The following is an 11,916-nucleotide window of genomic DNA, read 5'->3' on the forward strand; positions in this document are numbered from 1 at the left end:
CTGTCAAGGGCCACTGGTTTCTGCCCGGAGGCGGACATGAAACCTGCCCGGTAGCGGTCACGAGAAGTGCCCGGTGGTGGCCATGGGATCTGCCCCAGGGGGTTGTTGGCCATCCACCTCGGTCGAGGGCGTGGTTAGTGCAAGGGGGTCACCCCCCGGCCGGCGAGTGCTTGGGTGAGGCGGACGCTGTCGCCGCTGGTTTGGCAGACGTGGGCGTGGTGGAGGAGCCGGTCGACGGTGGCGGTGGCCAGCGTTTTGGGCATGAGTTCGTCGAAGCCGGCGGGGTGGAGGTTGGAGCTGATCGCGACGGAGCGTTTCTCGTAGGCGGCGTCGACCAAGCGGTAGAGGCCCTCGGCGGCGTCGTGGGACACGGGCAGCAGGCCGATGTCATCGACGACGACGACGTCGGCGCGCAGGATCCGGGCGATGGCTTTCGACACGGTGTCGTCGGCGCGGTGCCGGCGCAGCAGGAGGCCGAGGTCTTCGAGGGTGAACCAGGCGACGCGTAGTCCTTGTTCGACGGCGTGTTGGCCGAGTGCTTCGAGGAAGAACGTCTTCCCGGTGCCGGAGGGGCCGCAGACGACGAGGTTCTCCCGCCGACCGACCCATTCCAGGGTCCGGAGTGCTTGTTGGGTGGGGGCCGGGATCGATGAGGCGGTCGGCTGCCAGGCGTCGAAGGTTTTCCCGGTGGGGAACCCGGCGGCGGTGCGGCGGGTGGCGAGCGCGGAGCGTTCCCTTCCGGTGACCTCTTCGATGAGGAGGGCCTTGATGATTTCGGCGGGGTCCCAGCGTTGCGCTCGGGCGGTGGCGAGGATGTCAGGTGCCTGGGCCCGCATGTAGGGCAACCGCATCCGGCGCAGCAGGCCTTCCAGATCGGCCGGTAGCGGCGGGGCGACCGGGACTCCCGCGACGGGGACGGCGACCTTCGGTGCGGTCATGAGGCGATCTCCTGGGCGGGGTTGGTGCCGTAGGTGGCCCAGCCGCGGGTGCCTTGGGTCAGGGACTGGTCCTCGCTGGCCTGCAGCTGTTGGGGGTGGGGTCGGCTGCGGTGGTGGTCGAGGATGGAGGCGAGGTCGGCCTCGGCGAAGCGGCCGTGGACGGCGGCATGCCCCAAGGCCCAGTCGACGTCGGCGGGGTTGAACAGGCGTGCCAGCTGGACCGCGGCGGCCATCTTGACCCGCATCTTCCCGGTGCCCGCGTGAGCGGCCTCGACCAGCCAGATCCGCGCCCCTTCACCGAGGGCGAGGAACTCGGTGTCAGCGACCGTCTTCGCCCTGGGTGACCGCTCCAGGGCCCCGGCCGGGGCGGGCGGGAAATGCAGCCCCTCAAGCATCGGCGTGCCTGGGGTGGCGCGTCGGTGGCGGGCGACCTCGACCGGGCCCGCGTCGTCGAGGTGGCAGATCACGATCTGCTCATCCGCGCCGCGGCCGTGGACGCGGACCCAGACCGTCTCGCCGCAGAGCCGGTGAGGGACGGAGTACTGGCCGTGTTCGAAGTTCACCATCGGCGTGTTGTCCGGCACCACCCTCGTGGTCCCGAACGCGACCGTGAACGGCGCCGCGGCGACAGGATGCAACCGTGGGCGTTCCTCGGCCAGCATCTCGGCCGGGGCCCGGCGGGTGACCCGATGCGGGCGGGCGTTGACCAAGTCGCAGAACGCCTCGCAGGCGGCTTCGAGGTCGGCGAACGTGTCGTAGGCGTCGCGCAGGTTGGCGTCGGTGGGCACCAGGTCGGCCTTCGCGAGCTTCACCGATGATTCGGTGCCGCCCTTGCTCGCCGGGTCCGCCGGAACACATGTGTGAACCGTCACCGCATAATGCGAGGCGAAGGCGACCAGCTGCTGGTTCCGGACCGGGATCCCGGCGATGTGCTCACTGGTGACGGTCTTCTCGTTGTCGGTCAACACATACGTCGGGACGCCCCCGATCCGGCGGAACGTGACATCCAAGGCGGCGAACACCGAGGGCAGGGTCTTGTCCCGCAGCGGCAGCACCACCCGGAATCTCGACCACGCGACCCAGGCGACGAACAGGACCGTCTTGACCCCGTCGATCAACGGCCCGTCGCCGTAGTCGTACTGCAACCACATCCCGGGCTCGGTCACCCACGGCCGATGAACCCGGCGGTTCCCGACCCGGAACGCGGTCTTCGCGGCCGCGACCGCTCGGCGGGTGGTGCGCTCCGAGCCGGTGTAGCCCAGCCACTCCAGCTTCTGGTGGACCCTGTCGGCGCGGACCTTCCCCTTCGACCGCTCGACCCACTCCTCGACCTTCTCCAGGTAGTCGTCGATCAACTGCGGCCGGCGGGCCGTCCCCGACGGCGGGCCACCCAGCTTGTCGCGGGCCTCCACATAGCGTTTCACCGTGTGATGGGAACACCCCACCAACTCGGCGGTGTCACGCAACGACCCGGTCAGATCGTAAGCATCCAAGATTTCCATGATTTCCTCGGCAGACTTCAAGATGTCCCTTCCCGGGTGACGAACAGTGCTTCAGCACCACTCATCGCACTCGAGGAAGGGACGCCGACCGCGGACGCGGCAGGCAACGGATGTCGTGTCGGGCAGATCCCATGGCCACCACCGGGCAGATTTCATGACCGCCAGCGGGCAACTACATGACCGTCACTGGGCATTTTTCCGTGTCCGCCGACACAGGTCCGACCCATCGCGCCTTTGGAGCGGGATTGCGGCCGAACGCGAGGGTTGGGCAATAGCCTGCTGGCATGGCAGCGGCGCGGACGAGGAAGCAGCGGTCCGCCCGTCGTCGGCAGCGGCGGTTGGGCAGCCAGATCCAGGACCTGACCGCGGCGCAGTGGGGTGCGATCTGTGCAGCCTGGGGAGGGTGCGCCTACTGCGGCGCCGTCGACGTGCCGCTGCAGAAGGACTGCGTGCTGCCGATCTCCCGCGGCGGCCGCTACACCCTCGACAACGTCGTGCCCGCCTGCCGCAGCTGCAACACCAGCAAGTGCAACAGCGAGGTGACGGGGTGGCTGCGGCGGAAGCGTCTCGACGAGGAGTCGTTCCTGATCCGCCAGTGGGAGATCGCCGCAGTACTCACTGACGCGTTGACTGAGATACCGCCGATGGCCTCGAGACGCGGTCTTGTACGTTCCGGAGGCTTCGAGGCTTCCGCCGTGACGGGCCAGCCGCCAGTGCTCACGGGCAATGATGTCGCGCTGACGGATGTCGCGGCCGCCGGCTGAATTATGCTCGCGTAGCGTGCGAGGCATGCCGATCTGGACCATCGGTCACTGGACCAGCCCTGTAACGGAGTTCCTCCAGCCCTTGCGTGAGCAGGGCATCGGGCTGCTTGTCGACGTTCGGGCTCATCCTGGGTCGCGCCGCACCCCCCAGTTCGGGAGCGACGCCATGGCGCAGTGGCTCCCCGACGCCGGGATCGCCTACCTGCACGTCGCCGAGCTGGGTGGGCGACGCCGCCAGCAAGCGGGCGACCCGACGCTCAACAGCGGCTGGAGGAACGCGAGCTTCAGGAACTACGCCGACTACACGATGACCCAGGAGTACGAGGATGGACTCACCAGACTGACGGGGCTCGCCAGCCGCACTAGGACCGTGGTGATGTGCGGCGAACCCATGCCCTGGCGATGCCACAGGCTCCTGATCTCCAACACACTGACCGCACGCGGCTGGTCCGTTTGGCACCTGATGGGTGAGCCGGCCCCACGCCCACACAGGCTGGGCCAGTGGGGCGCGGCGCCGGTGGTGGATCGCTTGGAGCGGGTGATCTATCCGGGTGACCCGCCCAGCGTGGATTGAAGCGGGGACGCGCCGGCCGAACTGCGGCTCGCCAGCACTCCAGCGCAGGCGTCGCATATTTCGGCTGGCGGCCTCCAGGCGCCTGCGCTCTAGGGCTGGCGTCGGGACCTGAGCCAGGCGTTGAGACGAAAGCGGCGTCGCGCCTGACGGGACGCGCGCCTGGTAGATGAGGCTACTCTTCGGTCTAGAAGTCGGAAGGGGTAGTCATGACGGTGGGCGCGCCGCGGCAGGTGGTCGACACGGTGCCTTCGCTGGTGGACGTCGCCCAGGACTACATCCGCACGCGCATCGCCAGCGGCGACTTCCCTCCAGGGCACCGGCTCAAGGAGCGCGACCTCTCCGACGACACGGGCATCTCGCGCATCCCCATCCGTGAGGCCATCCGATCCCTCGCCTCCGAGGGGTTCGTCACGCTCGTACCGCGGCGGGGCGCGGTGGTCACAGAGCTGCAGCCGGATCTGCTCGACGAGATCTTCGAGGTCCGCGAGGCCCTGGAGGTGCAGGAGTGCGTGTTGGCGGCGAGGCGGGCGTCGCGGGAGGAGGTCGACCGGATGCGCGAGAGCGTGGAGGCCGCGGAGAGCGGGGCCCGTGCCGGCGATGCCGAGGCCGTAAACGCCGCCAACGCCCGCTTCCACGAGATCCTCGTCGAGGCCTCCCATAACGACACCCTCGCCGGAGTGCTCAGGCCGCTGAAGAACCGGCTCAACTGGATCCTGCGGCAGAACGACGACGTCAACCTCGTCTGCCGGGAGCACCGCGACATCATGGATGCCATCGCCTCGGGCGACGTGGAGCGGGCACGCGCCGTCGCCACCAGCCACGTCACCACAAGCAAGCAACTGGCGTTGTCAGTGCTATTCCAGGACCGCCAGGCCGTCTCAGGCGCTTAAGGGGTCACGACGGTGCCGGCCCGGCCGGCTACCGCGTCGGTGATGCTCTCCAAACGCGTGATGATGCCGCGACCCCCGGTGGCCTCGACGAAGGAGCACACCGCGTCGACCTTGGGGCCCATCGATCCGGCGGGGAACTGGCCGTCTGCCTGGTGCCTGCGCATCGTCGCCACGTCGATCTCGCCGATGGCGCGGGCGTGGTCGGTGCCCCAGTCGAGCCATGCGTTGTCGACGTTGGTGGCGAGCACCAGCGTGTCGGCCGAGATCTGATCGGCGAGCAGGACCGAGTTGAGGTCCTTGTCGATGACGGCCTCCACCCCGGCGAAGTGGCCGGGCGACTTCTCGACGACGGGGATGCCGCCACCGCCGCCGCCCACGACGAGGAATCCTCCGTCGAGCAACGCGGAGATCGCCGGCGCCTCGATGATCCGCAGCGGGCGGGGGCTGGGCACGACGCGCCGCCAGCCGGCGTCGCCGTGGTCCACCCACGTCTGGCCGAGCTTGATCAGCCGCTCGGCGGTCTCGACGTCCGCGTGCCGGCCGATGGGCTTGGTGGGGTTGCTGAACGCGGGATCCGCGGGGTCAACCACGGTCCGCGACACGACCACTGTGGGCGAGATGTCCAGCCCCTGCTCCTGGAGCGCCCCGTTCAGGGCGTTGAGCAGGATGAAGCCGATCGACCCCTGCGTGTTGGCCACGCACCAGTCAAGCGGGACAGGGGAGAGGAAGTAGGCCGCGATGTCGTTCTTTGCGAGGATGTTGCCGACCTGGGGGCCGTTGCCGTGCGACAGCAGCAGCTGGTGCCCCTGGGCGACGAGCTGGGCGACCTGGCCGGCCGCGGCCTCGACGGCGGCGATCTGGTGGTCGACTCTGACCGATTCATTGACCCCGGTGAGGGCGTTACCGCCGAGGGCTAGTACGATGCGCATGTAGTTGGTATACCATATACATACCAGCCCGCAGAAGTGCTCGACCCAATGAAGAGAGACACATGAGGACTCCTCCGCAGCGATCCGACGAGTGGCCCACCCTCGCCGCCACCGCGACCCTCGAGCAGATCGACGCCGCCCTCGCCTCCGGAGCCGACGTCGACGCCACCGATACCGTCGGCCGCACGGCGATCCTCATCGCGGCGAAGGCAGGCCGCCTCGACGCCGTCCGCCACCTCGTCGCAGCCGGTGCCGACATCGACCGCCAAGACCAGATCTGCCTCAACCCCTTCCTCTGGGGCTGCATCTCCGGTAACCCGGAGCTCGTCCGGCTCACGGTCGAGGCGGGCACCGACCTCGAGCGCACCACCCGCTTCTACGGCAAGGGCATCCACCCGGCTGCGGAGAAGGGGCACCTCGAGGTGGTCCGGTACCTCACCGAGGAGACCGACATCAACCTCAACCACACCAACCTGTGCGGCTGGACGGCCCTCCTCGAGGCCATCCTCCTGCGCGACGGCGGCCCCGTGCAGCAGCAGATCGTCCAGCTCCTAGTGGACAACGGCGCCGACCCGACGATGGTCGACGAGCTCGGCGTCCCACCGCTCGCCCACGCCGAACGCCTCGGGTTCACCGAGATCGCCGAGATCCTCCGCGCGGCGCTCGCCTGACCGCCGGGACGAAAGGCCGGGGACAGACGCAATGACGCGCACAGGTATCGCCACCACCGTGGACAGGGGGGTGTTCCCGTCCGTGACCGGAGCGGTGAGCATCCACTCCGTGTTCGCGAAGGCGGCGAACCTCGCGACGTCCGCGGGTCTGGTCACGCTCGTCGCGGCCTCCAAGCCCGCCGGCCCCAGCACCGTCGTCACCGACCTCCGCACCTTCGAGGGCCTGGAGCTCCGGCCCGGGCAGCAGGGCGAGCTGACGGCCACCCGCCTGCTGCTCGGCGGCCTCGACCTCGACCTCACCCGCGCCACCCCCTGGCACCCCACCCGGCTCGACGGGCCGATTCGCCGCGACTCCGTCGACGAGCTGGCCGCCCGCCTCGTCGGCGTCCGCCTCGGCGACGGCCCGACGCCCGGCGCCGAGACCCTGTTCCTGGCGGCCGTCGCGGCCGAGCTCGACGCCCGCACCCGCGACTTCACCGACGCCGTCACCCGGGGCCATCTCGACGACGCCCGCCGCGCCGCCGCCCGCCTCCTCGGCCTCGGGCAAGGACTCACGCCCTCGGGCGACGACTGGCTCACCGGCTTCGTCCTCGCCGCCCACCACGCGCCCGACCACCTCGGCACGGCCACCGCCGCCGTGGACGACGCTGCCCGCCCCGGCGCCACCGTCGACGTGTCGCTCAGCATCCTCCGCAACGCACTGCAGGGGCGGGCCATCGATCCCCTGCACCGCCTCCTGGCGGCCCTCACCCGCCCACCGGGGCCCGGCCTCGACGAGGCGCTCGCCGCCCTCGCCGACGTGGGCCACTCGTCGGGCACCGACATGGCACTCGGGCTGCTGGCAGCCGCCCACCTCACCACCACCCCACAAGGAGCGCAATGACCACCCGCACCCTGATCAAGAGAGGCACCTACGTCGATTCGGTGTCGCTCATGTCGCTGTCCACCAAGGCCAACGCCCTGCCCGGCGTGACCAACGCCGTCGCCGCCATGGCCACCGCGATGAACAAGGAGATCCTCAGCAACCAGGGCCTCCTCACCGACGAGATGGCGGCGCTCACCCCCGGAGACCTCATCCTCATCGCCGTCGCGGACACCGACGAGAACGCCGACGCCGCCATGGAGGGGATCCAGGACCTCCTCGTCCGCAAGCCGCAGGACGACGACGGCGACGTCACGTTCCGCACCGTCGCCTCCGCAGCCTCCGGGCGGCCCGACGCCAATGTCGCGGTGATCTCGGTCAACGGCGCCTTCGCCGCCCGCGAGGCTCATCAGGCCCTCGACGCCGGCCTTCACGTCATGCTGTTCTCCGACAACGTCTCCATCGACGACGAGATCGAGCTGAAGAAGAAGGCCCACGACAAGGGCCTTCTCATGATGGGGCCAGACTGCGGCACCGCGATCATCAACGGCGTCTCGCTCTGCTTCGCCAACAACGTGCGCCGCGGCCGGATCGGCATCGTCGGCGCGTCGGGCACCGGCAGCCAGGAGATGAGCGTCCGGATCCACGACTTCACCGGCGGCATCTCCCACCTGCTCGGCACGGGCGGCCGCGACCTCTCGGCCGAGGTGGGCGGCATCATGATGCTCGACGGCATCGACGCCCTCGAGGCGGACCCCGGCACCGACGTCATCGTCGTGGTCTCCAAGCCCCCGGCAGCCGAGGTGGCCGAGAAGGTCCTCGACCGCCTCGCGCACAGCACCAAGCCCGTCGTCGTCTGCTTCCTCGGCGCCTCCGAGGCCCTCATCGCCTCGGCGAGGGCCAAGGGGATCGAGCTGTTCAACCGCACCAAGCCCGCGGCGCTCGCCGCCGTGCTCGCCACCGGCGTGAAGGAGGAGGACCTCGACCTCCACTCCCTCAACTGGCCGCTCATCGAGGAGGTGCGCGCCAAGCTCACCCCCGAGCAGAAGTACATCCGCGCCCTCTACTGCGGCGGCACCATCTGCGACGAGGCCATGTTCCTCGCCATGGAGAAGTACGAGGACGTGTACGCCAACATCCGCAAGGAAGCCGACTTCAAGCTGTCGGGCACCGACCCGTCGAAGGCGCACACGTTCCTCGACTTCGGCGAGGACGAGTTCACCAACGGCAAGCCGCACCCGATGATCGACCCCTCCAACCGCATCGCGCGGTTCAAGGAGGAGGCGGCCGACCCGGAGGTGGGCGTCATCGTCATGGACGTTGTGCTGGGCTACGGCGCCAACCCCGACCCGGCCGGCGTCATGGTGCCGGCCATCAAGGAGGCCAAGGCCAAGGCCGCCGCCGAGGGTCGCCACCTGGAGATTCTGGCCTACGTGCTCGGCACCGAAACCGATCCGCAGAACCTGGAGGAGCAGGTCGCCAAGCTCGTCGACGCCGGGTGCACCTGGGCGTCGTCGTCGACCAACACCGGCCTCCTCGCCCGCGAATTCGTCTGGAAGGACAACAACTGATGAGCAGCATCGCCGGACTCCTCGGCAAGCCCCTGAACGTCGTCAACGTCGGCGCCTCGATGTTCGCCGACGACATCAGGACGCAGGGCGCGCACGTGACCCACCTCGACTGGACGCCTCCGGGTGGCGGCCGCCCCGACGTCATGGAGGCGTTGAACGTCCTCTCCCGCAGCGACATCGCCGAGCGGATCAACGCGGCCAACAAGATCGCGCTGGAGCGGATCGTCACCTCACAGCCCATCCTCGTGGGCTTCGGCCAGGCCCTCGACGTCGTGCCGGGCATGACCAAGACCACCATCCTGCACGCCGGCCCGCCCATCGAGTTCGACCGGATGGCCGGCGCCATGAAGGGCGCCGTCACCGGCGCGCTGGTGTTCGAGGGCCTGGCGAAGGACCTCGACGAGGCGTACGAGCTCGCCGGCTCCGGCGAGATCACCTACTCGCCGTGCCACGAGCACAACGCCGTCGGCTCCATGGCGGGCGTCACCTCGGCGTCGATGTTCATGCACATCGTCGAGAATCGCCCGCACGGCAACTACGCCTACACCAACCTGTCCGAGCAGCTCGCCAAGATCCTACGGATGGGCGCCAACGACCAGTCGGTCATCGACCGGCTCAACTGGATGCGCGACGTCTTCGGTCCCATTCTCCGCGACGCCATGGTCTCGGCCAAGGAGATCGACCTGCGGATGATGCTCGCCCAGGCGCTCCACATGGGCGACGAGGCGCACAACCGCAACAACGCCGGCACCACCCTGCTCATCCAGGCGCTCGCCCCGCACATCCTCGAGTCCGGGTTCTCGACCAAGGACAAGCAGGACGTCTTCAATTTCGTCGCATCGTCGGACTACTTCTCCGGCCCGACGTGGATGGCCGCCTCCAAGGCAGCCATGGATTCCGCACAGAACATCAAGGACTCCACCATCGTCACGACGATGGCCCGCAACGGCGTCGAGTTCGGCATCCGCGTAGCCGGCACCGGCGAGGGTACCTGGTTCACCGGACCCGCGCAGATCGTCGAGGGTCCCCTGTTCGCGGGGTTCACCGTCGACGACCGCGGCCTCGACATCGGCGACTCGGCCATCACCGAGACCTACGGCATCGGCGGCTTCGCCATGGCCTGCGCCCCGGCGATCGTCCCCCTCGTGGGCGGCACCGTCTCCGAGGCCATCGAGTACTCCCGGACCATGTCCGAGATCACCGAGGGCTTCAACGCAGCCCTCACCATCCCCATCCTCGGCTTCCGTGGAACCGCCACGGGCATCGACGTCCGCAAGGTCGAGGAGACCGGCATCCTGCCGATCATCAACACCGCCATCGCCCACAAGGAGGCCGGCATCGGCATGATCGGCGCTGGGCTCACCCATCCGCCGGCCGAAGCCTTCCACCAGGCAACGCTGGCCCTAGCCGAAAGGTTCTCGCAGTGACCACCACCACCGCATCCCCCCGCGCTGCGGGCCGGATGGCCCTCCCGCTCTGGCAGAAGGGCGACCTCGCCGCCTTCTTCGCCCTCTTCACCAACAACCTCACCAACCTGCTGACGGTCATCGCCCTCCTCACGTTCGTGGTGGGGCTGCCGCATGAGATCGTGTTCGGGCGCATCGTCCCGGCGTTCGGTCTCGGGGTGTTCGTGGCATCGTGCTCCTACGTGTTCTTCGCCAACAGGCTGGCCCGCAAGCTGGGGCGCACCGACATCACGGCCCTGCCGTCGGGCCCAGCCGCGCCGGCGATCTTCACGATCACCTTCCTGGTTCTCCTGCCGGTGTACACCACAACCAACGACGCGAACCTGGCCATCGGTATCGCGCTGGTGTGGGGCTTCATCGAGAACATGATCCTGTTCGCGGGCGCATTCCTCGGCGACTCGCTTCGCCGCGCCGTCCCCCGAACCGTGCTGTTGGCCTGCCTCGGCGGTCTTGGCCTGCTGCTCCTGGCCATGAACCCGATGCTGCAGTCCTTCGCCACCCCGGTCGTCGCGTTCGTGGTGCTGGCGTTGATCTTCATGAACTGGTTCGGCAAGTCGCCGATCTTCAAGAACATCCCCACCGGCCTGATCCTCCTCGTCGTCGGCACCGCCCTGGGCTGGGCCTTCGGGCTCATGTCGCCGGAGGCGATCCGTGAGGCCCTGGCCGGCGCCGGCTTCACGCCGCCGCAGGTCCACGTCAACGAGATCTGGGAGTACTTCGCGGTGGCCCTGCCGTACGTCGCCTCGGCGGTGCCCCTGGCTTTGGCCAACTTCGTCTTCGACATCGAGAACATCGAGTCCGCCCATACCGAGGGCGATCCCTACCCGACCCGCCCGGTGATCCTGGCCGACGCAGGCTCCGGCCTTGTCGGGAACATCTTCGGCAGCCCGTTCCCCGTCACGGTCTACGTGGGCCACTCGGCTTACAAAACCATGGGCGCGGGCGTGGGCTACACGCTGCTGAACGGTGTGGCGATGCTGCTGGTGGGACTCTTCAGCCTCGGCAGCCTCCTGCTGTCGATCATTCCCCTCGCGGCCATTGCGCCGATCCTCATCTTCATCGGTGTCGTGACCGCCAACCAGGCGGTGCGGGAGACGCCGCGCATCGAGATTCCGGTGATCTTCATCGCCCTGTTCCCCTGGATCGCCAACTGGGGCCTCGCCCTGGCGGGCAACGTGATGCGGGCGCTGAAGACCAACGCCGGAGAGGTCGGATTCCCGGCGCTCGAAGCGACCGGGACGAACTACACGGGTCTCTACGCGCTGGGCAACGGTGCACCTCTGACCTCACTGATCTGGGGCTGTATCGCGATCTTCGCCATCCGGAACCGCCCCGTCTCGGCGGCCGTCAGCGCGGCGGTGGGTGGCGCACTGGCCTTCTTCGGGATCATCCACGAGGCCAGGCCGGTCCTCGGTGGGGAGCGGCCCACCAACTTCCTCATCGCCTACGCGATGGTGGCGGCGCTGTTCGTCCTCAAGTGGGCGCTCGACAAGCGTGACCCCGGGATCGCCGACGTCCAGCCCCACGACAACGCCCCTGCCCATGCCGTGAGCGTCGCGCCAGCCGCCGTCGCCACCGCAGACGCGACCAGCGACCCGCTGGTGGACGGTACCGAACGCGCTCCGGTCGCTGACGCCGATCCCGAGGTGGGACGCGCTCGCGTGTGATCCAGGTCTGAAAGCACGAATGGTTGTCTCGTCGCGTGGCACCTCGCCCTCCCCCCCATGAGTGGTCACACAAACCCTCTGT

The 11,916-nt window shown here is 68.8% G+C and carries 11 protein-coding genes; 8 read left to right on the forward strand and 3 right to left on the reverse strand.

Annotated features, from left to right (window positions below; all coding sequences use genetic code 11):
- Positions 1–134: 134 nt before the first annotated feature.
- Together istB and istA are read right to left on the reverse strand one after the other, a co-directional pair.
- On the reverse strand, positions 135–938 hold the full coding sequence (gene istB / locus ACZK5N_RS10915; protein ID WP_459017651.1) for an IS21-like element helper ATPase IstB: 804 nt from the start codon (positions 936–938) through the stop codon (positions 135–137).
- Complete coding sequence (istA, locus tag ACZK5N_RS10920) at positions 935–2,461, reverse strand: IS21 family transposase (RefSeq protein ID WP_459017652.1); 1,527 nt, start codon at positions 2,459–2,461, stop codon at positions 935–937. Before istA ends, istB begins: the two co-directional genes overlap by 4 nt.
- 263 nt (positions 2,462–2,724) lie before the next feature.
- Between istA and ACZK5N_RS10925 the strand changes: the two genes are divergently transcribed.
- From ACZK5N_RS10925 to ACZK5N_RS10935, 3 genes are all read left to right on the forward strand, one after another.
- Positions 2,725–3,204, forward strand: coding sequence for an HNH endonuclease (locus ACZK5N_RS10925; protein ID WP_463624937.1), 480 nt, complete (start codon positions 2,725–2,727; stop codon positions 3,202–3,204).
- 25 nt (positions 3,205–3,229) lie between these two features.
- Positions 3,230–3,778, forward strand: coding sequence for a DUF488 domain-containing protein (locus ACZK5N_RS10930; protein ID WP_463624938.1), 549 nt, complete (start codon positions 3,230–3,232; stop codon positions 3,776–3,778).
- A 206-nt stretch (positions 3,779–3,984) separates the two neighbouring features.
- Entirely contained in the window at positions 3,985–4,668 is a 684-nt protein-coding gene (locus ACZK5N_RS10935; protein WP_463624939.1) for a GntR family transcriptional regulator, read from the forward strand.
- Here the strand turns inward: ACZK5N_RS10935 and ACZK5N_RS10940 are convergent.
- Positions 4,665–5,597, reverse strand: a complete 933-nt coding sequence (locus ACZK5N_RS10940) for a carbamate kinase (protein WP_463624940.1) — start codon at positions 5,595–5,597, stop codon at positions 4,665–4,667. The genes ACZK5N_RS10935 and ACZK5N_RS10940 overlap by 4 nt on opposite strands.
- Before the next feature lie 62 nt (positions 5,598–5,659).
- On the opposite strand from ACZK5N_RS10940, the gene ACZK5N_RS10945 reads away from it, so the two are divergent.
- The 5 genes from ACZK5N_RS10945 to ACZK5N_RS10965 are packed head-to-tail and all read left to right on the forward strand — an operon-like array spanning position 5,660 to position 11,834.
- Entirely contained in the window at positions 5,660–6,268 is a 609-nt protein-coding gene (locus ACZK5N_RS10945; RefSeq protein ID WP_463624941.1) for an ankyrin repeat domain-containing protein, read from the forward strand.
- A 31-nt stretch (positions 6,269–6,299) separates the two neighbouring features.
- Complete coding sequence (locus ACZK5N_RS10950; protein WP_463624942.1) at positions 6,300–7,151, forward strand: oxamate carbamoyltransferase subunit AllH family protein; 852 nt, start codon at positions 6,300–6,302, stop codon at positions 7,149–7,151.
- Entirely contained in the window at positions 7,148–8,701 is a 1,554-nt protein-coding gene (gene fdrA / locus ACZK5N_RS10955; RefSeq protein WP_463624943.1) for an acyl-CoA synthetase FdrA, read from the forward strand. The genes ACZK5N_RS10950 and fdrA overlap by 4 nt, the downstream gene beginning before the upstream one ends.
- Positions 8,701–10,128 carry a YlbE family protein gene (locus tag ACZK5N_RS10960; protein ID WP_463624944.1) on the forward strand — a complete coding sequence of 476 codons (1,428 nt, stop codon included), beginning with the start codon at positions 8,701–8,703 and terminating at the stop codon, positions 10,126–10,128. The genes fdrA and ACZK5N_RS10960 overlap by 1 nt, the downstream gene beginning before the upstream one ends.
- Positions 10,125–11,834 (forward strand): hypothetical protein, encoded by a 1,710-nt coding sequence (locus tag ACZK5N_RS10965; RefSeq protein WP_463624945.1) that lies wholly within the window; start codon positions 10,125–10,127, stop codon positions 11,832–11,834. The genes ACZK5N_RS10960 and ACZK5N_RS10965 overlap by 4 nt, the downstream gene beginning before the upstream one ends.
- Positions 11,835–11,916 lie beyond the last annotated feature (82 nt).

The sequence above is a fragment of the Tessaracoccus pujii genome, from assembly GCF_055326215.1.

What these genes read in the sequence shown, in the direction of transcription:
- istB (WP_459017651.1), bottom strand. Translation starts at nt 938, where the DNA reads ATGACCGCACCGAAGGTCGCCGTCCCCGTCGCGGGAGTCCCGGTCGCC.
- ACZK5N_RS10925 (WP_463624937.1), top strand. Translation starts at nt 2,725, where the DNA reads ATGGCAGCGGCGCGGACGAGGAAGCAGCGGTCCGCCCGTCGTCGGCAG.
- ACZK5N_RS10940 (WP_463624940.1), bottom strand. Translation starts at nt 5,597, where the DNA reads ATGCGCATCGTACTAGCCCTCGGCGGTAACGCCCTCACCGGGGTCAAT.
- ACZK5N_RS10935 (WP_463624939.1), top strand. Translation starts at nt 3,985, where the DNA reads ATGACGGTGGGCGCGCCGCGGCAGGTGGTCGACACGGTGCCTTCGCTG.
- ACZK5N_RS10960 (WP_463624944.1), top strand. Translation starts at nt 8,701, where the DNA reads ATGAGCAGCATCGCCGGACTCCTCGGCAAGCCCCTGAACGTCGTCAAC.
- ACZK5N_RS10930 (WP_463624938.1), top strand. Translation starts at nt 3,230, where the DNA reads ATGCCGATCTGGACCATCGGTCACTGGACCAGCCCTGTAACGGAGTTC.
- fdrA (WP_463624943.1), top strand. Translation starts at nt 7,148, where the DNA reads ATGACCACCCGCACCCTGATCAAGAGAGGCACCTACGTCGATTCGGTG.
- ACZK5N_RS10945 (WP_463624941.1), top strand. Translation starts at nt 5,660, where the DNA reads ATGAGGACTCCTCCGCAGCGATCCGACGAGTGGCCCACCCTCGCCGCC.
- ACZK5N_RS10950 (WP_463624942.1), top strand. Translation starts at nt 6,300, where the DNA reads ATGACGCGCACAGGTATCGCCACCACCGTGGACAGGGGGGTGTTCCCG.